Source organism: Citrobacter gillenii (genome assembly GCF_013337685.1).
GTDB classification, from domain to species: domain Bacteria; phylum Pseudomonadota; class Gammaproteobacteria; order Enterobacterales; family Enterobacteriaceae; genus Citrobacter; species Citrobacter gillenii.
Genome location: NZ_SUQN01000006.1, coordinates 101,141 through 126,017 on the forward strand (window position 1 = coordinate 101,141; position 24,877 = coordinate 126,017).

22 protein-coding genes and 1 tRNA gene are annotated in these 24,877 nt (G+C 51.3%); 10 read left to right on the plus strand and 13 right to left on the minus strand.

What is annotated here, in order from left to right; genetic code table 11:
* The first annotated feature begins 1 nt into the window (after position 1).
* From FCH32_RS14970 to hemW, 4 genes are read left to right on the plus strand one after another with little or no spacing between them, the layout of a single operon-like run.
* Complete coding sequence (locus FCH32_RS14970) at positions 2-568, plus strand: YggT family protein (protein WP_096755742.1); 567 nt, start codon at positions 2-4, stop codon at positions 566-568.
* Positions 565-855: a DUF167 family protein YggU gene (gene yggU / locus FCH32_RS14975; RefSeq protein WP_003027101.1), complete on the plus strand. Its 291-nt coding sequence runs from the start codon at positions 565-567 to the stop codon at positions 853-855. Before FCH32_RS14970 ends, yggU begins: the two co-directional genes overlap by 4 nt.
* 7 nt (positions 856-862) lie before the next feature.
* Positions 863-1,456, plus strand: a complete 594-nt coding sequence (locus FCH32_RS14980; protein WP_115257510.1) for an XTP/dITP diphosphatase — start codon at positions 863-865, stop codon at positions 1,454-1,456.
* Positions 1,449-2,585, plus strand: coding sequence for a radical SAM family heme chaperone HemW (gene hemW / locus FCH32_RS14985; protein ID WP_135911432.1), 1,137 nt, complete (start codon positions 1,449-1,451; stop codon positions 2,583-2,585). The genes FCH32_RS14980 and hemW overlap by 8 nt, the downstream gene beginning before the upstream one ends.
* 124 nt (positions 2,586-2,709) lie before the next feature.
* Here the strand turns inward: hemW and ansB are convergent, their stop codons facing one another.
* The 4 genes from ansB to trmB form a co-directional block, all read right to left on the minus strand.
* On the minus strand, positions 2,710-3,756 hold the full coding sequence (gene ansB / locus FCH32_RS14990; RefSeq protein ID WP_096755739.1) for an L-asparaginase 2: 1,047 nt from the start codon (positions 3,754-3,756) through the stop codon (positions 2,710-2,712).
* Between the two features lie 188 nt (positions 3,757-3,944).
* Positions 3,945-4,664, minus strand: a complete 720-nt coding sequence (locus tag FCH32_RS14995; RefSeq protein WP_096755738.1) for a YggN family protein — start codon at positions 4,662-4,664, stop codon at positions 3,945-3,947.
* A gap of 49 nt (positions 4,665-4,713) precedes the next feature.
* Positions 4,714-5,040: a YggL family protein gene (locus tag FCH32_RS15000; protein ID WP_096755737.1), complete on the minus strand. Its 327-nt coding sequence runs from the start codon at positions 5,038-5,040 to the stop codon at positions 4,714-4,716.
* Positions 5,040-5,759, minus strand: a complete 720-nt coding sequence (gene trmB, locus FCH32_RS15005; RefSeq protein WP_174361142.1) for a tRNA (guanosine(46)-N7)-methyltransferase TrmB — start codon at positions 5,757-5,759, stop codon at positions 5,040-5,042. Before trmB ends, FCH32_RS15000 begins: the two co-directional genes overlap by 1 nt.
* Before the next feature lie 160 nt (positions 5,760-5,919).
* Between trmB and mutY the strand changes: the two genes are divergently transcribed.
* The 4 genes from mutY (at position 5,920) to FCH32_RS15025 (ending at position 9,910) form a co-directional block, all read left to right on the plus strand.
* The gene (gene mutY / locus FCH32_RS15010; RefSeq protein ID WP_174361143.1) at positions 5,920-6,972 is read left to right on the plus strand and encodes an A/G-specific adenine glycosylase; all 1,053 of its coding nucleotides are present in this window, start codon (positions 5,920-5,922) and stop codon (positions 6,970-6,972) included.
* Between the two features lie 27 nt (positions 6,973-6,999).
* Positions 7,000-7,269 carry an oxidative damage protection protein gene (locus FCH32_RS15015; RefSeq protein WP_003027126.1) on the plus strand — a complete coding sequence of 90 codons (270 nt, stop codon included), beginning with the start codon at positions 7,000-7,002 and terminating at the stop codon, positions 7,267-7,269.
* Between the two features lie 86 nt (positions 7,270-7,355).
* Entirely contained in the window at positions 7,356-8,441 is a 1,086-nt protein-coding gene (gene mltC / locus FCH32_RS15020) for a membrane-bound lytic murein transglycosylase MltC (protein ID WP_135911431.1), read from the plus strand.
* Positions 8,442-8,653: 212 nt separating this feature from the next.
* A complete protein-coding gene (locus tag FCH32_RS15025; protein WP_096755733.1) occupies positions 8,654-9,910 on the plus strand; it encodes a nucleoside permease in 1,257 nt (418 codons plus the stop codon).
* A 76-nt stretch (positions 9,911-9,986) separates the two neighbouring features.
* Here FCH32_RS15025 and FCH32_RS15030 read toward each other — a convergent pair whose 3' ends face one another.
* Positions 9,987-12,122 (minus strand): ornithine decarboxylase, encoded by a 2,136-nt coding sequence (locus tag FCH32_RS15030; RefSeq protein WP_117342646.1) that lies wholly within the window; start codon positions 12,120-12,122, stop codon positions 9,987-9,989.
* 468 nt (positions 12,123-12,590) lie between these two features.
* Between FCH32_RS15030 and FCH32_RS15035 the strand changes: the two genes are divergently transcribed.
* Entirely contained in the window at positions 12,591-13,298 is a 708-nt protein-coding gene (locus FCH32_RS15035) for a DUF554 domain-containing protein (protein WP_096755730.1), read from the plus strand.
* A 105-nt stretch (positions 13,299-13,403) separates the two neighbouring features.
* Positions 13,404-13,479: transfer RNA gene (locus FCH32_RS15040), tRNA-Phe, on the plus strand.
* Positions 13,480-13,554: 75 nt separating this feature from the next.
* On the opposite strand, the gene FCH32_RS15045 is transcribed toward FCH32_RS15040, so the two are convergent.
* From FCH32_RS15045 to FCH32_RS15080, 8 genes are read right to left on the minus strand one after another with little or no spacing between them, the layout of a single operon-like run.
* The gene (locus tag FCH32_RS15045) at positions 13,555-14,925 is read right to left on the minus strand and encodes a VasL domain-containing protein (protein WP_174361144.1); all 1,371 of its coding nucleotides are present in this window, start codon (positions 14,923-14,925) and stop codon (positions 13,555-13,557) included.
* Between the two features lies 1 nt (position 14,926).
* Positions 14,927-15,370: a type VI secretion system baseplate subunit TssE gene (tssE, locus tag FCH32_RS15050; RefSeq protein WP_137362186.1), complete on the minus strand. Its 444-nt coding sequence runs from the start codon at positions 15,368-15,370 to the stop codon at positions 14,927-14,929.
* Complete coding sequence (gene tssJ, locus FCH32_RS15055) at positions 15,370-15,903, minus strand: type VI secretion system lipoprotein TssJ (RefSeq protein ID WP_096755711.1); 534 nt, start codon at positions 15,901-15,903, stop codon at positions 15,370-15,372. Before tssJ ends, tssE begins: the two co-directional genes overlap by 1 nt.
* On the minus strand, positions 15,878-16,975 hold the full coding sequence (gene tssG, locus FCH32_RS15060; RefSeq protein ID WP_174361145.1) for a type VI secretion system baseplate subunit TssG: 1,098 nt from the start codon (positions 16,973-16,975) through the stop codon (positions 15,878-15,880). Before tssG ends, tssJ begins: the two co-directional genes overlap by 26 nt.
* The gene (gene tssF / locus FCH32_RS15065) at positions 16,936-18,702 is read right to left on the minus strand and encodes a type VI secretion system baseplate subunit TssF (RefSeq protein ID WP_174361146.1); all 1,767 of its coding nucleotides are present in this window, start codon (positions 18,700-18,702) and stop codon (positions 16,936-16,938) included. The genes tssG and tssF overlap by 40 nt, the downstream gene beginning before the upstream one ends.
* Before the next feature lie 34 nt (positions 18,703-18,736).
* Positions 18,737-20,335: a type VI secretion system protein TssA gene (tssA, locus tag FCH32_RS15070; protein WP_174361147.1), complete on the minus strand. Its 1,599-nt coding sequence runs from the start codon at positions 20,333-20,335 to the stop codon at positions 18,737-18,739.
* The gene (locus FCH32_RS15075) at positions 20,332-23,718 is read right to left on the minus strand and encodes an ImcF-related family protein (protein ID WP_174361148.1); all 3,387 of its coding nucleotides are present in this window, start codon (positions 23,716-23,718) and stop codon (positions 20,332-20,334) included. The genes tssA and FCH32_RS15075 overlap by 4 nt, the downstream gene beginning before the upstream one ends.
* Entirely contained in the window at positions 23,690-24,874 is a 1,185-nt protein-coding gene (locus FCH32_RS15080) for a type VI secretion protein (RefSeq protein ID WP_174361149.1), read from the minus strand. Before FCH32_RS15080 ends, FCH32_RS15075 begins: the two co-directional genes overlap by 29 nt.
* Between the last annotated feature and the right edge of the window lie 3 nt (positions 24,875-24,877).

Sequence of the window (24,877 nt, forward strand, 5' to 3'; positions counted from 1 at the left end):
CATGAATACGTTGACCTTCCTGCTCTCAACGGTAATTGAGCTGTATACCATGGCGCTGCTATTGCGCGTGTGGATGCAGTGGTCTCGCTGCGATTTTTACAATCCGTTTTCGCAGTTCATTGTAAAAATCACTCAGCCTATTATTGGGCCGTTACGCCGAATTATTCCCCCGATGGGGCCGATTGATAGCGCATCGTTACTGGTCGCGTTAGTGCTCAGCTTTATCAAAGCTATTGTGCTGTTCAAAGTGGTCACGTTCCAACCCATTATCTGGATCGCCGCCGTACTGATCGTCCTGAAGACTATCGGGCTGCTGATTTTCTGGGTACTGCTGGTGATGGCCATCATGAGCTGGGTCAGCCAGGGCCGCAGCCCTGTAGAATACGTACTGATTCAACTGGCGGATCCGCTGCTGCGTCCTATTCGCCGTATCCTTCCAGGAATGGGCGGGATCGACTTCTCCCCGATGATCCTGGTGCTGCTGCTCTATGTCATCAACATGGGGATCGCAGAAGTGTTACAAGCGACAGGCAACATGCTGCTGCCGGGGCTGTGGATGGCGCTATGAGTGCCGTAACACCCTGCGATGACGGTCTGGTTTTACGGCTCTACATTCAGCCTAAAGCCAGCCGTGACAGTATTGTGGGTTTACATGGCGACGAAGTAAAAGTCGCCATTACCGCCCCACCGGTCGATGGGCAAGCCAACAGCCATCTGGTGAAGTTTCTCGGTAAACAGTTCCGTGTGGCGAAAAGCCAGGTCGTTATTGAGAAGGGCGAGCTTGGCCGCCACAAACAGGTTAAAATCATTCATCCGCAACAGATCCCGCCAGAAATTGCGGCGCTAACTGATTAGGTATCCCATGCAAAAAGTTGTCCTCGCGACCGGCAATGCCGGTAAAGTGCGTGAACTCGCCTCTCTCCTGAGCGACTTCGGGCTTGATGTCGTTGCCCAAACGGATCTGGGCGTTGATTCCGCAGAAGAAACCGGCCTGACGTTTATTGAAAACGCCATTCTGAAGGCGCGTCATGCCGCGCAAATCACCGGTCTGCCTGCCATTGCCGATGATTCCGGCCTGGCCGTTGACGCCCTCGGCGGGGCTCCGGGGATTTATTCTGCTCGCTATTCTGGTGAAGATGCGACTGACAGACAAAACCTGGAAAAACTGCTGCACACCCTGCAGGATATCCCGGACGAAAAACGTCAGGCACAGTTCCATTGTGTACTGGTGTATATGCGCCACGCAGATGACCCAACCCCTGTTGTATGTCACGGACGCTGGCCGGGTGTGATCGCTCGTGAGCCTGCCGGAGACGGTGGTTTTGGCTACGACCCTATCTTCTTTGTACCGTCTGAGGGTAAAACCGCAGCCGAACTGACCCGCGAAGAAAAGAGTGCTATTTCCCACCGTGGACAGGCACTAAAACTGCTGCTGGATGCGCTGCGTAATGGTTAAGTTGCCACCGCTGAGTCTTTATATCCACATCCCGTGGTGCGTGCAGAAATGCCCCTACTGCGACTTCAACTCGCATGCGTTAAAGGGCGAAGTTCCCCATGACGATTACGTTGGGCATCTGCTGAGCGATCTGGATGCCAACGTCGCCTACGCGCAGGGACGCGAAGTAAAGACCATTTTTATTGGTGGCGGTACGCCGAGCCTGCTCTCTGGCCCGGCAATGCAAACGTTGCTGGATGGCGTGCGTGCGCGTCTGAATCTGGCGGCGGATGCCGAAATCACGATGGAAGCCAATCCCGGTACGGTGGAAGCCGATCGGTTTGTCGATTATCAACGCGCTGGAGTTAACCGCATCTCGATTGGCGTACAAAGTTTTAGCGCCGCCAAGCTTGAGCGACTGGGGCGTATTCACGGGCCAGAAGAAGCCAAACGCGCGGCGAATCTGGCTGACGGTCTGGGATTGCGCAGCTTTAACCTCGATTTGATGCACGGCCTGCCGGATCAAACGCTGGAAGAAGCGCTGGGCGATTTACAGCAGGCCATTGAGCTTAACCCCCCGCACCTCTCCTGGTATCAGCTCACTATTGAGCCCAACACGTTGTTTGGTTCGCGCCCGCCGGTGCTACCGGATGATGACGCCCTGTGGGATATTTTTGAGCAAGGCCACCGGTTGCTGACCGCCGCCGGGTATCAGCAATATGAAACCTCGGCCTATGCAAAACCGGGATATCAGTGCCAGCACAACCTGAACTACTGGCGTTTTGGCGACTATCTTGGCATTGGCTGCGGGGCTCACGGCAAGATCACCTTCCCGGACGGACGTATCCTGCGCACCACCAAAACCCGACATCCGCGCGGTTACATGCAGGGACGTTATCTCGAAAGCGAGCGTGATGTCGCCGAGGCTGATAAGCCATTTGAGTTCTTTATGAACCGCTTCCGCTTGCTGGAGGCCGCACCGCGTGTGGAATTCACCCACTATACCGGGCTTGCCGAAGAGGTGATTCGGGCACAGATTGATGAGGCTATCGCCCAGGGATATCTGACGCAGAGCGATGAGTACTGGCAGATTACCCAGCACGGTAAGCTGTTTTTAAACTCACTGCTGGAGCTGTTTCTGGCGGAGTAACGCGGAAAACCGTAATGAATGTTGGCCTGATAAGGCTTTGAGCCACCATCCGACAAATTGCCTGATGGCGCTGCGCTTATCAGGCCTACAGGGTTAGGTCGATAAGCGCAGCCACCTTCATCGATTAGTACTGATTAAACATTTCCTGGATCTGTTTAGGATCTTTGGTCTGTGTCAGCGCCAATTGCAGCAGCACGCGAGCTTTTTGTGGGTTCAGCGAGCCAGACGCCACAAATCCGTACTTCGCATCATCGATTTCAGCATCCTGCGTGGTGGAGCCAGTAGGTACGCGGGAAGAACGCACGACCACGGTGCCTTTGTGCGCAGCGGTTGCCAGCGTATCGAAAATGGTTTTATACAGGTTACCATTACCCACACCAGCACTCACAATCCCGGCGTATCCGGCATCGACCAGCGCTTTTGCCGGCAGATCGGAGGCGTTAGCGTAGTTATAGATAATGCCCACCTTCGGCAGCTCGGTCAGCTTAGAGACATCGAATGGCGTTGCGGAAGTATGCTTGCGCGCAGGCGTACGCTGGTAATCAATTTTACCGTTATGGATATAGCCCAGCGGACCATAGTTGACGGCTTTGAAGGTCGCGACATCCGTGGTGTTGGTCTTGGTCACATCACGGCCATCCAGGACAGTGTCGTTCATCACCACCAGCACACCGCGGTTAGCAGACGCTTTATCCGCCGCGGTCACCACGGCGTTATACAGGTTGAACGGGCCATCGGCGCTCATACCCGTAGACGGACGCATTGCGCCGACCAACACCACTGGCTTGTTGCACTTGACGGTCAGATCGAGGAAATACGCGGTTTCTTCCATAGTATCCGTACCATGGGTCACCACGAAGCCGTCGGTTTTATCACATTCGGTGTTGATCTTCTTCGCCAGCGTTAACCAGACGTCGTCATTCATGTCCTGCGAGCCAATATTCACCACCTGCTCGCCTTTAACGACGGCAATATCTTTCAGTTGCGGCACCGCATCGACCAGATTTTCTACGCCAACTTTACCCGCCGTGTAGTTGGATTTTGTTGCGGAATCACCGCCACCAGCAATCGTCCCGCCGGTAGCCAGAATGGTGATATTGGGTAATGCGAGCGCTGCGCCGCTGAACCCCATAACCAGTGCTGCCAGTGCCGTTTTTCTGAAAAAATCCATGTTATTACTCCGGTTATTTGAATTTGCCGCATTATGTCAACCTGACAGATGAATAATGTGACCTCTTCCAATTAACCAGACTTATATATTTATAAATTTGTTATTTTTAGAGATGGATATCAAAAAACAAGGAAAATGCAAAGCAAAACGGCACAGAATGTTTCTGTGCCGTTAAAGAGAGGTAAATGCTATTTTAGACCGTTAACCAATGCCTTACGGTCATCTTCCAGCGTCACGACGCGCGCGCAAACATCTTTGCCAAACTGCTGGAAGTCTTTCTCTTGGTTCTTCCATTCATTCTGGATGGAGGTTTGCAAACCGCCGAGGCTACCGAGCACACCCTGCAGTGGGTTACCGCCACCTTTGAGCACCGCTTTGGCACCCATTTCGTTGATGCTGTCCTGCAGAATGCCGCCCATCGCCTGATTCACCAGCTGCTGCCCGTCAGCACGGACCTGATCAATTGCCTTATAATGGAAGGTCAGACCGTCAGTACGATGCTCGATGATCCGGTTCATCTGCTCTTTCAATTGGGCGTCAAGCTTGGTTAAACGACCGCGCATGTTGCTGCTTTCACCGACTTCTTTGGCGATAATTTTGTCCAGCGCGATGCGACCTTTCTCGACGCGCGCTCTGGCGCCGTCGTCAATCCACGGCAGGCTGCTACGCAACGCCGCCTGATAATCTTTCGCCTGCTCACGCTGTGCGGCGCTTAAGGTGTACTGCTTACCGTTGAAGGTAACATTCCCGGCTGGCGTGATCACCAGATCGCCGTTTTCACCCTTCACCTGCACCGTTTGCGGAGTCACAATCACATCGTCACGCGGGGTGACGCTGCACTTATAATCAGCATGTGCGGCCATCGCCGTGAACGTCAGGACTGCCGCCAGCAGCGTTTTACGCATCATATCTATCCCTCAATACAAATCGGGTCGGCATTTGCCGACCCTGTGCTACTTAGTCCCACCAAATATCGAAAAGTTCGCTGGTGCGCACATCTTCAAGTTTGTGCTCTTCCAGCCACTTACGCACGATTGCCTGATGTTCTTCAGTGCATTTGCCGATTTCCTGCAGGCAGATCAGACCTTCCCAGGCCAGATAGCCACTGCCGTCATAGGCCAGCTTGTTCGGCTCAATAACCTCATTGATAAAGTCATCAACGATTTTATCGACCTGCTCTTCAGATGTGCCTTCCGGAAAACGCCATGCAACCGAAAATCCGACTTCCTGGAATTCGTCGATATGCATTTTTTTACGCAGACGACGGCTACGGTTCTTTGCCATTATTTCACCCTCTCGAACATTAAGTCCCATACGCCGTGGCCAAGACGATGGCCACGTTGTTCAAATTTGGTTACCGGGCGCGATGGTGGGCGCGGTACATAATCGTTACTCTCAGACAGGTTTTTATACCCGTCAATGGAGGACATCACTTCAAGCATGTGCTCCGCATAGGCTTCCCAGTCGGTAGCCATGTGGAAAACACCGCCCAACTTCAGCTTACTCTTCACCAGCTCAGCAAACGGTACCTGAACGATACGGCGTTTATTATGACGTGCTTTATGCCACGGGTCAGGGAAAAAGAGCTGAACCATCGATAAAGAATTGTCAGGAATCATTTTGTGCAGCACTTCAACGGCGTCATGACACATCACGCGCAGGTTTTCGACGCCCTCTTCATGCGCCGAAGCCAGGCAGGCGCCAACGCCCGGAGAGTGAACCTCAATACCGAGGAAGTTTTGTTCCGGACGCGCTTTGGCCATCGCCACCAGCGAAGCGCCCATACCGAAACCTATTTCAAGCGTCACCGGTGCGTCACGGCCAAACAGCGCAGCAAAATCGACCGGTGCTTCGCTGAACTCAACGCCCATCACCGGCCAGTAGTTTTCCAGTGCGTGTTCCTGCCCTTTAGTCAGTCGCCCCTGGCGACGAACAAAACTACGAATCCGGCGCAGCGGGCGACCGTTTTCATCAAATTCCGGTGAAATGACGTCGTTCTTCATAAAAGTTTAGTCTGCTGTGTTTGAGTTCTGAAAACGGGCATTATCCAAAGTTAGTTGCCGGATGCAAGTAAAGGAAGAGAGTCAGCTGCGGAAAGTTCCGGTTTACACCCTTCGACCTCTGTGCTGCAATCTTGCCCCCAGCAATAATGAAACGGTAATCATGCAAGCGTCTCAATTTTCAGCTCAGGTGTTGAGCTGGTACGACAAATACGGGCGGAAAACGCTGCCCTGGCAAATTGACAAGACGCCTTACAAAGTATGGCTTTCTGAAGTCATGCTGCAACAAACTCAGGTTGCGACCGTTATTCCTTATTTTGAACGCTTTATGGCGCGCTTTCCAACGATAACCGATTTAGCCCATGCCCCGCTTGATGAAGTCCTGCATTTGTGGACCGGGCTGGGGTATTACGCGCGTGCGCGCAATCTGCATAAAGCCGCTCAGCAGGTGGCGACGCTGCATGGCGGCACCTTCCCGCAAACCTTTGATGAAGTTGCCGCCCTGCCCGGCGTTGGACGCTCTACCGCAGGCGCGATCCTTTCGCTCTCTTTGGGTCAGCATTTTCCGATTCTCGACGGCAACGTCAAACGCGTGCTGGCACGCTGTTATGCTGTCAGCGGCTGGCCGGGGAAAAAAGAGGTCGAGAAAAAACTGTGGGCGTTGAGTGAGCAGGTTACACCCGCCCACGGCGTTGAACGATTTAATCAGGCGATGATGGATTTAGGCGCGCTAGTCTGTACGCGTTCAAAACCTAAGTGCGCCCTGTGCCCATTACAAAATGGCTGTGTGGCTACCGCCAATGCAAGTTGGGCACAATACCCGGGTAAAAAGCCCAAGCAGACGTTACCGGAGCGCACAGGCTATTTTTTACTGATGCAGCATAACGATGAGGTGTTACTCGCGCAGCGTCCACCCAGCGGCTTATGGGGCGGATTATACTGTTTTCCGCAGTTTGAAGATGAAGATGGACTGCATCAGTGGCTGGCGCAACGGCAAATTAACGCAGATAATCTGACCCAGCTTACTGCGTTTCGCCATACCTTTAGTCATTTCCACTTAGATATTGTGCCTATGTGGCTTCCCGTGTCCTCATTCACCGCCTGCATGGATGAAGGCAACGCGCTCTGGTATAACTTAGCGCAACCGCCGTCGGTCGGACTGGCGGCTCCCGTGGAGCGTTTGTTACAGCAATTACGCGTCGGTGCGCAGGTTTAACGTGCCGGTCGATAAAGAGGATTTTTTATGAGCAGAACGATTTTTTGTACTTTCCTGCAACGTGAAGCAGAAGGTCAGGATTTTCAGCTGTACCCAGGCGATCTGGGAAAACGCATTTATAACGAGATTTCGAAAGAAGCATGGGCACAGTGGCAGCACAAGCAAACCATGCTGATTAACGAGAAGAAACTCAACATGATGAACGTCGAGCACCGCAAGCTGTTGGAACAGGAGATGATCAACTTCCTGTTTGAAGGCAAGGACGTGCACATTGAAGGCTATACGCCAGAGTCATAAGAACCGTTGCCGGATGGCACTGCGCTTATCCGGCCGACGATTTAATCTGGTCCTTGCAAATAACCAACACAACACGCACCCCCGGAATGATGAAAAAATTTCTCGCGCTTGCCGTTATTGCGCCGTTGCTCATCTCCTGTTCCAGTTCGACCAAAAAAGGCGATTCCTATAACGAAGCCTGGGTCAAGGATACCAACGGTTTTGATATTCTGATGGGGCAGTTTGCCCATAACATTGAGAATTTGTGGGGATTTAAAGAAGTGCTGATCGCGGGTCCGAAGGACTACGTCAAGTATACCGATCAGTATCAAACCCGCAGCCACATCAACTTTGATGACGGTACCATAACCGTGGAGACCATCGCCGGGACAGATCCTGCCGGGCATTTACGACGGGCAATAATCAAGACCTTGCTGATGGGAGACGATCCGGGTTCCATCGATCTCTATTCCGATGTCGATGATATCAAGATTTCCAAAGAGCCGTTCCTCTACGGGCAGGTCGTTGATAATACCGGTCAGCCTATTCGCTGGGAGGGACGCGCGACAAACTTCGCCAACTACCTGCTGCAAACGCGACTGAAGAGCCGGAGTAACGGCCTGCGCATTATCTACAGCGTGACAATTAACCTGGTGCCAAACCACCTTGATAAGCGTGCGCATAAGTATATCGGCATGGTTCGTCAGGCATCGCGTAAGTATGGCGTCGACGAGGCGCTGATCCTCGCCATCATGCAAACCGAGTCCTCCTTTAACCCGTATGCGGTCAGCCATGCTGATGCACTGGGCCTGATGCAGGTCGTGCAGCACAGCGCCGGGAAGGATGTATTCCGCTCACAGGGCCGTTCCGGTACGCCAAGCCGTAGCTTCTTGTTTGACCCGGCCAACAACATTGATACCGGTACCGCCTATCTGGCGATGCTCAACAATGTCTACCTGGGCGGAATCGATAACCCAACCTCACGTCGTTACGCCGTCATTACCGCGTATAACGGTGGGGCAGGCAGCGTGCTGCGTGTGTTCTCCAGCGATAAAATTCAGGCAGCAAATATCATCAACAGCATGTCGCCGGGTGACGTTTATCAAACATTAACCACCCGACATCCGTCGGCGGAATCACGCCGCTACCTTTATAAGGTCAATTCTGCACAAAAATCCTATCGACGTCGGTAATGTTTACCCTCTTCGGCCGCGTGAAGCTGGCGGCAGAAGAGGGTAAAAGCGTTAACTCCGTCACTATTTTGCTTTGCAATTGGAAATTGTTTGCAAATATTTGTCACAGCTAACAAAAAAACACCCCTTCTCATTGATAGAATCACATCATATTGAAACGGCAAATGTGCTTTTTAAAACATCCATCCGCATTACGATGTGAGGAAATTAACATGAATCTTAAGCTGCAGCTGAAAGTCCTTTCCTTTCTGCAGTTCTGCCTGTGGGGTAGTTGGCTCACGACCCTCGGCTCTTATATGTTTGTCACCCTTAAATTCGACGGTGCCTCTATTGGCGCAGTCTATAGCTCGCTGGGGATTGCCGCCGTATTTATGCCTACGCTGTTAGGTATCGTCGCCGACAAATGGATCAGTGCCAAGTGGGTTTATGCTCTTTGCCACCTGGTGGGTGCGGGTACGCTGTTCGCTGCCGCCGAGGTCACCACGCCTGGAGCCATGTTCTTTGTGATCCTGCTTAACTCCCTGGCCTATATGCCAACGCTGGGGTTAATCAACACTATTTCTTACTATCGCCTGCAGTCTGCCGGGATGGATATTGTCACCGACTTCCCGCCAATCCGTATCTGGGGCACCATCGGGTTTATTCTGGCCATGTGGGCGGTAAGCTTCTCAGGCTTTGAACTGAGCCATATGCAGCTGTATATCGGCGCAATTCTGTCCGTGGTACTGGCACTGTTCACCCTGACGCTGCCGCATATTCCGGTTGCTAATCAGCAGAAAAATCAGAGCTGGACATCAATGATGGGTTTGGATGCCTTCGCCCTGTTTAAAAACAAGCGTATGGCAATTTTCTTCATCTTCTCGATGATGCTGGGCGCAGAACTGCAAATTACCAACATGTTCGGTAATACCTTCCTGCACAGCTTCGATAATAACCCGCTGTTCTCTGGTAGCTTCATCGTCGAGCATGCGTCAGTCATGATGTCCATCTCGCAGATTTCAGAAACCCTGTTTATCCTGACCATCCCGTTCTTCTTAAGCCGTTACGGTATTAAGAACGTTATGCTGATCAGTATTGTGGCGTGGATGCTGCGTTTTGGTCTGTTTGCGTACGGCGACCCGACTCCGTTCGGTACCGTGCTGCTGGTTCTGTCGATGATTGTTTACGGCTGCGCCTTCGATTTCTTCAACATCTCCGGTTCGGTGTTCGTGGAAAAAGAAGTTCGTCCGGAAATTCGCGCCAGTGCACAGGGTATGTTCCTGATGATGACCAACGGCTTTGGCTGTATTCTGGGTGGTCTGGTGAGCGGTAAAGTGGTGGAACACTTCACACTGAACGGCATTACTGACTGGCAGAGCGTATGGCTGATCTTCGCGGGCTACTCACTGTTCCTGGCCTTTGCCTTCGTCGCACTGTTTAAGTACAAACACGTTCGCACTCCGGCTGGCACGCAGACTATCGCACACTAATCTTCATTGATTAAAAAGGGTCACCTGACGGTGACCCTTTTTTTGCCGGAAATGTATCGGCCGCGCGATCCGTTTTTTATTTCAGAACATATCCGTACAGACGCTTAATACCGTCGGCATCCGTTTCACTGTAAACCCCTTGCAGTTCAGGTGAGAAGCCCGGCAGCAGATTAACGCCCTCTTCCAGCGCCAGGAAGTAACGCTGTACCGCTCCGCCCCACACTTCACCGGGTACTACGCACAACACGCCGGGAGGATAAGGCAACGCACCTTCTGCCGCGATACGACCGGCAGCATCACTAATGCGCACCAGCTCAACATCTCCCCGGATATAAGCACTGTTGGCATCCTGCGGGTTCATGGCAACAGCGGGTAAGCTCTCCTGACGGAACATCGCTTTTTGCAGATCCTTCACATCAAAGCTCACGTACAGGTCATGCATTTCCTGACACAGTTCACGCAGCGTGTAATCCCGATAGCGCATCGGGTATTTGTTGAAGATTGTGGGCAGCACATCTGCCAGCGGCGTATCGTTCTCAATGTGCTGTTCAAACTGAGCCAGCATCGCCACCAGCTGCGCCATTTTCTCTGCGCTTTCTGCTGGCGTCAGCAGGAACAGGATTGAATTGAGGTCGCATTTTTCCGGCACAATACCATTCTCTCGCAGGTAGTGTGCGAGGATCGTCGCTGGTATACCAAAGTCAGTATACTGCCCAGTTTGCGCATCAATTCCCGGCGTGGTCAGCAGCAGTTTGCACGGATCGACAAAATACTGATCGCTCGCATAGCCGTCAAAACCATGCCATTTTGCTCCCGGCTCAAAGCTAAAGAAGCGACGCTCGCTGGCAATAACCTGCGTCGGGTATGTCTGCCAGGGCTTCCCCCCCACCATCGGGGGAATAAAGGGCTGAATCAGCTTACAGCGATCGATAATGGCTTTACGTGCCTCAATTCCTAACGCCACGCATTCCGCCCATAACCGGCGTCCGCTCTCACCTTCATGGATTTTTGCGTTAACGTCCAGCGCGGCAAATAGCGGGTAAAACGGGCTGGTGGAGGCGTGCAGCATAAAAGCATTGTTCAACCGTTTATGCGGGCAAAAACGCGCCTGGCCGCGAATATGGTTATCTTTTTTGTGGATCTGCGAGGTTTGTGAGAACCCGGCCTGCTGTTTGTGCACCGACTGGGTGACAAAAATCCCGGGATCGTTGGGTTTGAGATCCAGTAGCAATGGCGAGCCATCCGCCATCATCGGGATAAATTGTTCGTAACCAACCCAGGCAGAGTCAAACAAAATGTAATCGCACAAACTGCCGATCTTGTCGATCACCTGTCGCGCGTTATAAATGGTCCCATCATAGGTTCCCAACTGGATAATCGCCAGACGGAACGGGCGCGGCTGGTCGGCTTTATGTGGTGCGACATCGCGTATCTGCCCACGCAGATATGCTTCATTAAAGCAGTGCTCATCAATGCCGCCAATAAAGCCAAACGGGTTACGCGCCGCCTCCAGATAGACTGGAGTAGCGCCGGCCTGGATCAGCGCACCATGGTGGTTTGATTTATGATTGTTACGGTCAAACAGCACCAGATCGCCACGCGTCAGTAACGCGTTGGTCACGACTTTATTGGCAGCAGAGGTGCCGTTCAGCACAAAGTATGTTTTATCTGCATTAAACACTTTTGCCGCAAACTTCTGCGCATGCTTTGCCGACCCCTCATGAATGAGCAAATCGCCCAACTTGACGTCAGCATTGCACATGTCCGCGCGAAACAAATTCTCGCCAAAGAACTCATAAAAATGCCGTCCGGCAGGATGTTTCTTAAAAAATTCACCGTGCTGATGGCCTGGGCAGGCAAAGGTACTGTTGCCCATTTCGACATACTGCGTCAGCGTGTCATAAAATGGTGGCAACAGATCGTCCTCATAACGACATGCGGCGGACTCCAGCTCCAGCCAGTCCTGTGCGTTACCGCCAATAACCGCCTCTGCACCCGCAGGTAATTCGACAGTAACCTCTGAGAAAATAAACACCGGTAAATGAAAACCTGTGCGTTTAAGCAACGCGAGGATCCCGCTGCGGCTGTCCGCAACGGTAATGACGACTGCCGCAACATCAGTAAAATCGGTACCGTCCAGTGACACCACCTGACGATGGGTAGACAGACAAGAGACCAGTTCACCACTGGCGGCAATTTTCATTGATTTCATAAGCGCAAAAACCCGTTTCGGGAAAGTCAAAGTCCCGGACAATGCCACACGGCGTTATCCCACGAAATGTTTGGTCAAACTGGTTACCAGCCCCGACCGCCAGACATCAGTAAAAGCAGATAGCCTCTGATCTTACTGTTATCCTGCAGTGAGCGTACGCCGCCGTCACCGCATGGAGGGAGAATGAGGATGTGTCGTAGAAAGGGGAGAACGTCGCGCAAAAAGGCGATGTTGAAGGTGATGTAGGGGGAATTGATTCATCCCAGGCAACCCCATTCAGACAGGAGAAAATTCGCGCAATCATGTCACCTTTCACTACCAGGCGCAAGACAAAATCCTATGCATATCCCCACAGATAAACAAGCATTTTGCCGGACAATAGCGTCATAATAATGCAATCTGAAAACATAAATATACCCCGAAAATTGCCTTCATCATCAAGACGATAACGGGTATGCAGGAGCTCATGTGGTAATCGGACCTTTTATTAATGCCAGCGCTATTTTACTTGGTGGCGTTCTCGGCACGCTGCTCAGCCAGCATTTACCCGAACGCATTCGGGTCTCAATGACCTCTATTTTCGGACTGGCTTCTCTGGGCATTGGTATCTTGCTGGTAATCAAATGCGCCAACCTGCCGGTTATGGTGCTGGCAACGCTGGTCGGCGCACTGATTGGCGAGTTGTGCCATCTGGAAAAAGGGATTAATGCGGCGGTCGCCAAAGCGCAGCAGCTTTTCTCAAAGTCAGATGCCAATGCAACGCACGAATCGTTTATTCAAAGCTTTGTCGCCATCATTGTATTGTTTTGTGCCAGCGGCACCGGGATCTTTGGGGCGATACATGAAGGAATGACCGGCGATCCGAATATTTTAATCGCGAAGTCGTTTCTCGATTTCTTCACCGCTATCATCTTCGCCTGTTCGCTGGGGATTGCGGTATCCGCCATTTGTGTGCCGATGCTGGCAATCCAGCTGACGCTCGCCGCCTGCGCCGCGCTGATCTTGCCTTTGACGACGCCAGCCATGATGGCTGACTTTAGCGCCGTAGGTGGCTTGCTGTTGCTGGCAACCGGCTTGCGTATCTGCGGAATTAAAATGTTTGCCGTCGTGAACATGCTACCTGCCCTGCTATTGGCCATGCCGCTTTCCGCCGCGTGGACGGCATTTTTTGCCTGAGAATGCGTGCAATACCAGCAATGTGGTGATAGATTGTGCAGTCTGCATTGATTTGAAGAAATTTCGTTGACGAAAAGAAGCGAATCGGTTTTAATGCGCCTCGTTGCCCGGATAGCTCAGTCGGTAGAGCAGGGGATTGAAAATCCCCGTGTCCTTGGTTCGATTCCGAGTCCGGGCACCACTATTTAGAAAAACCAGCCTACGGGCTGGTTTTTTGCTTTCTGGGACTACAGGCTATTCATTAAACGTCGTGCGATTATTCGCTCCGTTTAACGCTTTGTTTCAACAACGCATAACGATTGAGAAGCTGATTCAGGCGCATATCAAGCTGCTGATATAAAGCTGGCGATATACTCCCTTGTGTTTTCAATTCTACGTCCATTTTACGCAGTAATTCTTCTGGCGGTGGCGTTTCATCCAGTTGACGGCGAATAGCAAAAATCGCGGACTTCAATTCCGAACCGGTTAAATATTTCCCCTTACGCTCATCAAGCGCATTTAGCTGGGCAGTTAACGTCTCCAGCCCCAGCTGTGCATGATGCCAGTTCTGTAATGCGCCATCCGGCAACGCTTCGGTAGCCCACTGTTTATATAATCCGCTGACGAGCTCAGCAGCCTGTGCTTCTTCTGGCCACAGAGTAGCTGCCTGCTGCGCGATCGCTGAGGCATATTCCCTTGACCACAAAGGTTGCTGGTGATGTAAAACATCGAGCTGCTTCTGCGTAGAAGCCAAAACATTCTGTTTTTTCTCATCCAGGTCTGAAGATTGCTTCAAGACCGACAACTGTGCAGGCGTCAGTGACATCGGTAACGGTTGCACCACGTCATACTGCGAAGCCTGCATAGCGTTGATCCCCCAAACAATACCAACACTCACCACAGCGGCGAACAGCACGCCAGTCGCAAAACCCTGCAACATCTGTCGGCGCCCGGAAGAAACATGAGTGGTAAAACCTGCGGTATTCACTTGCTCGGATGGTGCAGTTTCATTGACCACAAATACCAGTTGAGGTAAGGAAGTCGAGATATTATTTACCGTAACAGCGCACATTTCTTTATGCTCGCCAGAGGCAGGTGCGGATGCCATCACGACTGCGGCTCCCGACTCTGCTTCAGACGTCTCCAGTCGCAAAGCCGCATTGTGCATCCAGGCAACAACGGTTTCCAGTTTGCTTAGCGCCTTCAATTCAAGGCGTTGCAATACTTCACAGGCCTGTTTCAAACTTTTTTCAACCCGATACACCGTCGCGAGATCAGCATATGACAGCGTCAATGTACGCAATTCTTGCTGTAGTCGGGTCGACAGCCAGGCCAGTATGTCAATGCGCGCATGGGTTTGTTGCGGCCATATTGTAGTCCAGTGATACGTGAGTAAAGCTTCAAGGAGTTCGCAACCTTCAGCAAGCCCTATAAGATCCGCATTACGTATTCTGGCGACGGTATACCAGGCAAGGGTTTGTAGTTCGATCCCATTGTTACGGAACAACGCCAGGCTTAACTGCTCAACCTTTTGCCAGTCAACATCCGGACGCGCAGGGTGCGTCAGCTTGTTGATTTCATCCCGCAGCACCCCAAACTCTGCGAAAGTACGCGGATCGCTGCCCGTACTGATTCGGTTTTTATCCATGTTAATAAACTCCAGAATCAAGCCAACCCTGCCTTTTTAAGTGACGAATCAGTACTCGCCCCTCAGGGGTAAAATCTGTGCCATAGCGAACAACGCCAAGATCATGAAGTTCAGCATCGATGGAATAACGTAAATGCCCCGGCGCTTCCTGTTCCTGCATCGTGACCTGAATACCTTTGAGTCGTGGCTCATACTTCAGCAATACCTGAGAAAGCGTTCCTATAAGTTGGTGGGCTGTCCCCGGCATACCCTGGAGGATCTTCGTCATATCTGGCAGGCCGTAGTCGGGGAGATGCTTGAGGCTGCCAGCGCGAGTGTTCAGAATGCGTTGCATATTGTCCAGAACAGACAGAATGACCTGTGTGTTTTCGCTGACCGCCTGCAAAGGCAGCCCCCCTTCGAAATTCCCGAGTAAAATGTCATACAGAGAAGGTTGTCTGACCATTATTCGTCCTCCAGTGGCATGAGCGCCAGTCCCTGAGTTTTCAATTCAATAATCCGCGCCTTATCAGGATCAAGGTCCTCACGGCTTAATACTACTCGCCATGAATCTTCAGATTGTTCGGGGGAAATAAACATGCCTGCTACAGCGATATATTGTGCTTCTGTTTCTAATGGAATATCGAGCGTAACGCTTTCCCCCGGACGGACCCTGATATCTTTTTGTGCCACTAAATCTGCTTTCACCACAGTGCTATCCTCTGCAAATAATGACTGATAATTTGCAGAATCAAATGCCTTACGATCCTTTAGTTGATAAATACGTACAACCGTTGAAAGTGCGATACCCTGCGCATTTTTATTTACCGCTTCTCTTGCCAGAAAATCTAAATGCAGCGTTTTTATTTCCTTATAAAAAATTGACTTAGTTAATGATACCGTGCTTTCAGATACCGTTTGCGTCAAACCACATCCGGTTAGTAAACTGGCTATTCCGGTTATTACGGCAACGTTAATAGCGATAATCGCCAGTCTCATCGGCTTCCCTCCGCTGAATATTTTGTTTAAGACTCTGCCAGAGTCCAAGTTTAATGGTTATAAGTTGATTCATTGCTTCTGCGTTATTCGTATTATCCAGCCGCATCACCGCTGTACGACCGAGCTGTACGGCTCGTTCACTTTTGCTACTGGTCAGTTGAGCATCCGCAAGTGCCGAGCGAGGAATGCGTAATTGCAGCCTCGCGTTTACTCTGGCACCTAAATAAACATGCATTAGCGCTAAAAAATCACCGTTTAGCTGACCACCAGGTAGCCAGTCACGTATCTCCTCGCGGTTATCCGTGGTCAGCGTAATCAGCACCTGACTGTTAACATCCACGGCGCTTTGTCCCATCACTGGGCGGGAATAGAGGCTAACAGGTTGTCGTGAGCGCATTGTTAACGCCTTATCCAGCAAGATGACTCGCTTATCATGAGGCGTCACGGTCACCTTCGTTGTTGGCGAGAGTAAATACACCAGCGCGGCGATGCCTTCCTGCGTGCGCGTCGGCATTCTCATTATTCCCAACAAAGCCAGAAAACGAGAGACCGGCGTACCTGTTTGCGTTGCACAACCTCGGATCCCCAGCCCCGTCAACCCGAGCAAATACTGTGACGTCTCATCCGTACCTCCGGGACGAAAAGTCGCTGGATAGCTGTATTTACGCCAGATACGGTAAAACTGCGCAATTAAACGATGATTGAAAATATCCAGGAACTCAGCGGCAACATCCGCCCCCTCCTGCCTTTGGGCAATATCATCCAGATAGGTTGTCGGCAGAGGTGATTCCACACCATAAAGCCCCATAAAGGTGATGCGAACCGTGGGCGGAAACGTTGTTTGCTCAGGATGATATTCGGCACTTTTTAGCTCTCCCGCCGGAAATCCCATCCCAGGATGAGGGCGAAAGCGAATGACATCATACCGTGGACTCTGCTGGCTTCCCGGGCAGGGCATGTGCGGATTCCACTGCTCCAGTAACTGGCAGAAGCGATAAAAGTTTGTTCGCGGTAGGTTTTCGCCAAGCGAATTTAGCAACCGGGTAGTCGCTGATTGTGATTCTCTTTCCATCGCAAGCTTTTCCCTGCCGGCTGAATGATTAAAGTAAGCTGATTAAACAAATGAATATCCGCGTACAATGCAAAAAAACGGTTAAGCATTTCGCCAAACAGATGAATATCACCCTCGCCTGTAAATCCGTTCTCATCAAGCGTGACTTCAATATCTACACCGCGAAGCAAAAACCCTTTTTCAAAGCGCTGAATTTCATGCTGTTGGACATCCATAATGGCATCCAGACGACGGTAATTAAGTTCATCATCCTGCCAGTTATAGAGAGACAACGTTCCCTTGAGCACTTCTGCGCTGGCCATCATATTCAGAAAACTGGATCCTAAATGGCTCAATACTCGCCAGTGAAAGCGGTCCTCGGCAGGCGGATAAGCAGGTAAGGTCGGCTTACACAGATTGCGTACCGCAAGCGGCGTCTGGAGAATTTGTTCACACCGATTAAGCAAAGCGCTCTGCAAAGCCCGCCGAGGTAATTGACCGTTGGTCCCGGTCACTTTCAATGACAACGTTTCGTGTTCCGCGATACGCTCTTGCTCCCAGGCATCGCCTCCCAAAATCAACCATGTGTCATAGAGGCCCGCCACGCCACGTCTGACGCGGGTATGGTAATAACGCTCCGGTGCGTTACGGTGCATTAGTCCCCCTTTATGGCGGAAGCTAGTGAACGGAACATAGACAGCGCTACGCGTTCGTTGCGACCCCGAAACTGCATCCACAGAGTAGATTTCGGTATGCCCATCCTGCAATCTTCGCGGACGCAATAAATATTCACTTTCTAACCCATTAACGACCAACGGGTCAGCCTCCATGGTGAATAAATTAATAACCGGCACACAATGCAAACGTATATTTTCGCTGCTTACTGGAAGTTCAGAATCCCATTGTTGATTAAGCACTACTTCTATTTCAAATTCATTTATCCCTGCTGGAAAAGTTATCTCATCCAGACCATTAAGATGGACAAACATAAATTTTTCACGAAAAGTAAAATATTCAAGCAATAGCTGCCAGCCGCCAAAAACAGTATCCCCCTTCGGCCAAAGACAATCTTCCTCGGTAAATCCTCCTGGTGAAAAATAGCCATCCAGGCGAATACGTTCAGAGTTGCCAGGTAATCTTAGATGGAGAGAGGCCTGGCGTTTTGTTAATGCCAGATGCAGGGCATGTGTTACCGGTGCGTCACCGCACAAGTAGAGACTCAGATTTTTAACATCAGTTTGTGACCAATCCATCTGGGGATTACAGGTAAATCGGATACGAATAACAGAACGGCCGTCAGGTTCAGCATCCAGATTCACCGCCGTGATACGCAACGGATTAAGCGCCACTGGCTGTGTGGTACGGTACTGGCAAATCGTTTTCTTAGGGCCAACTGGTTGAGAGAGTACGCCAAATCCCGCACTCACCCGTTCATTCATTTTCAGTACATTAATGTCGGGCAAAAGCTCAACAATGCTTAAAGAAGGAACAGTACGTAAATAATGTGGCCACAGCAGACTCATCAAACCTTCGGTAAACTCAGGAAGATGATCGTCAATTTTGGCGCGGAGTCGCCCCATGGAAAATGCAAAACCTTCAAATAATCGTTCAACATAGGGATCGGGTATTCCCGCTTTGTCCAGATCCAACATAGCGGCCCGATCCGGATGCGCCTGAGCAAACTCTTTTGCTGCTTCCCTTAAATAACGCATTTCCGCATCATAATAACGCAGAGTTAAATCTTCCATTTCACCGTTCGCTTATTCTGTTTCTGTTTTTGCTTCAGCCGCATAAGACGGCTGCCCTGGCGGGATCGATGGCGATCAATCCGGACAACAGTGCGTCCATTTCTTGCGCCAGACGGGTTTTATCACTTTCACTACGGTTGGCTTTTAAACGCAGTAATTTCAGGCGTCTCGCTTTTACTTCAAATAACAGTTCAGGTTCCCACTGTTCGAGGATAAGAGACTGCGCTGCCGTATTTAGCTCCCCAAGCAAATGCAGCGCGAGATCGTTGCGGCCGCATTGTTCAGTCAGGCGAGCCATCAACAGTTGGCGCAGCCAGCGCTGGCGAACCGAAATAATACCGGGCCGAGCCTGAAGCCAGGCAAGCGCCGCCTCAATCCCTTCGCTATCTGCTAGCGCCAGAGCCTCGCTTTCCAGTAGCAAAATATCGTCGTCAGCCCCGGCAGAAACCGCCGTGATGTTCTCTGTCTGCCAGTCACTCTCCTGCATAACATCACGGGTTATCCATTCGCGGGTGACATCATCGGCAAAGGGAGTACCGTCGTTAAATGCCAGCGTATCCAGACCCGGCATTCGATGCAGCAGCATCTTCAGATCGCTGATAATAATTTCAGGATATTTATCCCACGGCGTACCTGCCCGACTGACCGCCTGATGAAGATACCACTGCACATCCAGCCAGAAGTGGTTGACCCCCTCTGCAAATAAACTGTCCGTTAACTCAATCAGCTCTGTCCAACTTTGTTGCAAGTACAGACGCTTGAGCTGGGCTCGGTAATCACTCTTGGGGGGGATAAGACGCGTACGCCCTGCGCCATCGGGCGGTGGAAGTTGACAGACAGTATCCAGCCGCACGCTTTTCATCAAATGATGCGCCGCCAGCCAACCGTCGGGTTGATCGCGGAGATATTTCGCCAGCACTCGCGTCTGCTCAAGCAGTTCTCGTCCGGAAGCAATACTTTTGAGCGCTGGCGCTTCTGCGCTTTGTCGACCCGACTGGACCCCGATGTTTTGCGGTACCAGTGCTTGAGCACCGCCTGATTGCACCAGACGATTCTCCAGGGCGCTATACAGCGCTCCGAGTCCAGGGCGAAGGTTCTCCTCCCGCTGGCTAAACATCTGCTGCAGTAATATCAGCGCACCGGTAATTCGTTGCGCATCGGGTCGTGAGACTTCAGGGTAACGTGCCAGACTATCCAGCATCCGTCCGCCAGCCAGCCATTCAAGAGCCGCCTTATGGCTGTTAGCTCTTAAAGGATGCAGGTTATCGCCATAACGTTGCATCAGACCTGCCAGTAAGGTCAGGCCATCAGCGAGGCCAGACTCACCATTCCGATGCAAACGAGCCCATGTGTAATAGGTTACGACGCGAACATCCTTACTGGTGGTGGTCAGAAGCTTTTCTGCCAGCGCAATGATGAGATCGGTTTGTGCGCCGGAGAGTTTATTGACCTCTTCTCTCATACGCTGAAAATCATCATCATAACCAGGATCTTCGCCGCCAGGACTCACCTCGGAAATCGGCAGTAGCCAGTTCTGCCAAAGCACAGTCTGCGCTTGCGCCTGTTCCATCAACCGCTGTTGTTCATCTGGCGAAGTCATACTGGCTGCCAGGAGACGATTCAGGGCGCTCATTCTTGTTCCTCTGATGAAGTCTGACTGCTTATAACAAAAATATTCTCGGGTAATTCAAAATCGCGTAGCTGGAGTAATGCGAGCGGACCATCACCGGCTTCCGTTCTCAGCGTATAGTTCAGCGGAAGGCCATCCTGGGCAGTCCAGCGCAGGTTAATGCCGCTGTTAACCCCGGCATTATCGGTAATCTCCGCTTTCTCAAGCAGCCTTATCCAGCCCCAGGTTCCTGGATTATCGGAGTAGATTCGGGTCCCCGTTTTCGTGCTCACCCAGCTTAAGGTTGCGCCCGATGCTTCTGTATCCGCCGGCCAGACAATGTTTTTCCATATCGGCATCTGATTGACGTAGGTGAGTTTCTGACCGTCAATCACCAGATCGGTTTGCATGACATCACGCGCGGTTCCGGGGCGTAGCTCAAAACGTAAACCGGCTTCACCACGGGTAAATGCCACATCCGCAAGCTGGCTTAGCGTATCCATCGTCTCAAGAAATACCGGATCAAATACCAGCCCCTGCGCATTCACCGTATCAGGAACCCAGTGGCTGCCCTGTTTATGCAGCACACCGCTTAAGTGACTTTCGAGAAACTGCGGGATCCGACCGTTATCATTGCGCAAATATTGGGCCAGTAGCGGCAACGAGACCTCACTTCCTACGTCACTAAACGGGTAACGACCGCCAAATGCATTGTTCCAGTCATTAACAATCAGCGCCTTCCACTGCGCGTTCAGCCCGGCTGCCGTCGGCTGCAAAACCTGCTGCCATGACTGCTCCAGCGGCTGGACAAACAAGGTTTGACCAAACCCACTCCATGCCTGCCCTAAACTCGCAGCCACCAGATTGCCATAGTCACGCGTGGTGGTGAGATCGACGGTTTTCCCCTGAAATACCGTTTGTGCCAGCGCCTGGCTCATGCCCTGCGGATCGGCGGCATTGGTCACCTGCTGGAGTTTCAGCCGTACCTGGGTAACTCGCGTCAGGTAGGTTTGCAGACTCAGATGGCTGAGATCCTGCCCACCTGATTTATCGTCCATCAAGGCGAGAACCGGCGAGAACGTGTCCGCCATGGGGCCGTCTTCGCGCGCATGCTGATCAATCGTCTGGTTCTCTTTGGTTTTAAACAGATCTTTTGCTGACTTCACCAGTGAGTCCGACAACGCTTCTCCGGTGAATCCGGTACGCCCTTGTACTGAAAGTGTGTTCATTAGCGCAACCAGAGGTGATTGACGAACATCGGCAATCAACGTCAGTTGATCGATAGCGTCACTCAAAGTCTGGCTGCGCTTCCAGCGCAAACTGTTGAGAAAATCCTGCCAGTTCCCGGCAAAGTCAGTGAAATAACGCTCGCTAAGGCGCGCTTTTAGCGCCTCCGGGGAGAGCGGATCGCTTGCGGAATGCGTATCATCACCCAGCACCTGATCCACCTCTTCCCGGCGGTTATTCACTACTTTTTCTATCGCCGGTAACACTTCCTCTTCCCAGGCTTTACGGGTATATACGCCAGCAATCGTACTTCGGGTATAAAATACGCTCTCCGCACGGGTGTCACCGGTCATATCCTCCAGACGAAGATCGGTGTAATGCGGGGTCACCTGCTCAATAATTTTTTGATACAGCGCAGCCTCACCGTTGCGGATCCCCATCTGACGAATTAACAGCGTACGCACCTGGCTAATAAGATTTTTATCCGCCGCCAGCGTCCATTCAGGATGCGCAGGCAGATTTTGCCCCCAGAATCGCCACAGCCCTGGCCCTACGCCCTGCCATGATGCCTGTGACATCCCTGACCGCTCAGGCCAGTCTTTCATCAACGTCTGGCTAAAAAATGACGCCTCCATCTGCTCTGGCCGGGAAAGCATCAAGTACATTTTCAGCTGGTTGTAGGCATTCTTCGCCCGTCCAGCGAACTGAGGGCTGTCTGGCGCGAGCCGGGTTAATGCCGTGAGTTCCTGAGTAAGATGCTTTGCGGCTTCATCACGCAAGAGCGGGATAGCGATACGTGCATAACTCGGCCACAGCGCATCCAACAACACATCGTTCTGGCTTAAGCCAAAGCGGTAATACCACGGAACCCCATTCTGCTGGCGCCAGCGCAGTTTACCAGGCGTTTGCTGCAGCGCGGACAGCGCCGAAAGGCGCTCAGCGAGCGGTTTATCCTGACCGGCAGCCAGCTTAGCTTGATCCCGGCTTTCCACCACCAGGCTGCGGTTAGCCAGAAATGAGACCACCATTCCCGCGCCCCACAGCAACATTAGACCGGCAGTACCGACTGCCAGCACACGCATCCCTGAACGGCCTGTGCGCTGTGCCTTTAGTTCAGCAGGTAATGCGGGGAGTGAATCAAGCAGCGCACGCCAGCGCTCATCACCCGTCCAGGCATGCACCACACGCGACGTAGTACCTTCTACAGACAGGCTAAAAATCACGCCTGCCAGCGGGAGGGTGCGATGAGCGCTGAAAAAGGTGGTTAGCGAATCGCTAATGGCTGCGGCGCTATGCGTCAGCAAATTAGCCATTTTCAGTAAGAAGTTATCGCGAATATTTAGCGTGAGCAGCTGCGTTCCCTGCTGCGCCAGTTGTGAAGCCAACGAGGTAAGCTGCAAGCGACATAATGCCGGGGTACATCCCGGTGACAACAAACAGGTTGCGGACTGAGCATCTACCCCATCATGTGCAGAGTGAGTACCATGCAGCGACCAGAGATATAACGGAATACGCCAGCGAAGCGTGGTAAAAATAGCCTGAAGATGGCGAGCAACGTCGTCCATCTGTTGTGCTGTTAAGGGAGTGATGGGATCGGTGTGAACCAGCACATCCTGTTGCTGGAAGTGGTTACCTACCCATACCGCCCCGTCCAGTGGGCGTCGATGCAGCTTGCGTATCGCATTGAACAAGGTGACATCCGGCGTGTCAGCCAGATCTCCCCCCCAAATTAACACCACACCATCACCTTCAGCCCAGCGCTGAGAGGTGAGTTTAGGCACCAGTTGATCAACCTGAGAGGCATCCCCCATCACCAGCAGGATGCGGGTTTTGGCGCGCCAGCGACGACCATAATTAGTGTTAAGCACGTGGCGCAGTTCTTCAACCAAAAGACTACCGGAGACTGTTTGCGCTATTCGGTTTTCATTCGCGGGAAAGGCCCCCTTTTTTTCCTCTTCTACCCGATGCTGTCGTTGATTTACGTAACGAGTGAAAACTGGCGACATACGGAACAAAATAGCCAATATTATCGTCAAACTCGCTAAGAGTAATTTTTTAGCCGGTGAATCAGCCCCCAGCAGATCGCCATACCGTATAACCAGCCATGCCAGTCCCCCCAAAAATGCCACTATCAGAACACACAGACTTCCCTTACGCCACAGATGGCTTGTCGTATTCATTCTCACTCCAGGGTAAAACGGTACAGATATATGACTGTTCATCCTGAACAGAAACGGCTAAATATGAGTCTGTGTAATGTTGCGCCATATCAGATGCTACGCCAGCACATAACCATCCTGAAAAAGGGCCAGGTATTCCCATGTATTTTTCGAGAATGACACTATTATCCACCTGCCAGTGAGCGCCATAGCTATGCCCCATCGGATATAACTGCACATTCAGCGAATCAATTGATTGGCAATCAGATACAATCGCCTTTGCATTTTTCGCACAAACCTGAGTAGTGAAGAAAGTGGTTAGATCTTGTGTCAGACATGATTTATCCAATGGCATCGGACGTAACAAACGACATTTTCCCTTAAGACTATAATTACGTGCGACGTCATCGCTGACTAAGAGAAAAGCAGCCATTCCATCGGAGTAACTATTTTGCCCATTAAATTGCAAAACCAGAACAAGATCGCTTCTGACTTCTGCATTTTTCAGATTAACGTCCAGTCGATAACAAGGGAATTGCGTTTCTACTCGTACAGAGGAAGGCTGTGGTCTGCCCGGTAAACTTGCCTGCCAAATACTGTGAAAGTTCACATTCAGCAAACGACGCATTTCTGGTGGAGCATCTGTGATGAATGTTACATGCAGAGGTATAGCTGTCGGCAATACATTGAGTGACTCACTTATACAGTTAAGTAAAACAGTTGTAGCATGGTATTGATTTTTAACCTGCGGTAAATAGTCGATACGACGAACCAGTCCATATTGGTTTTCAAGATTCTTTGATTGATTTGCAAGAAATGCGACGGTGATTTTATCCGGTAACAATACACAACTATTGAGCACAACAAACGAACGTTCTCCCCATAACTGCCATTTGCTCTGAGCAAATAAAATTTCCTTTTGCAAAAATTCAAATTCCTCTAGTGCCCGGCTGTATAAATACCCCCTCAAACTGGCTAGTAGTATCCATAGAACCACCGGAAATAATGTAACCAGCCAAATGTTAAACTCACCCAAGAAAAGCACATATTTTTTCGCATGTAACACAAAAAATAAGATACCCGCCAGTAATGATAATAAACCAGCGATTATCCAGCGCCAGAGCGACAACGTCTCAGGCTCTTTAGGTGTCAAAATATTATGGCGTTCCCAGCCCATGAT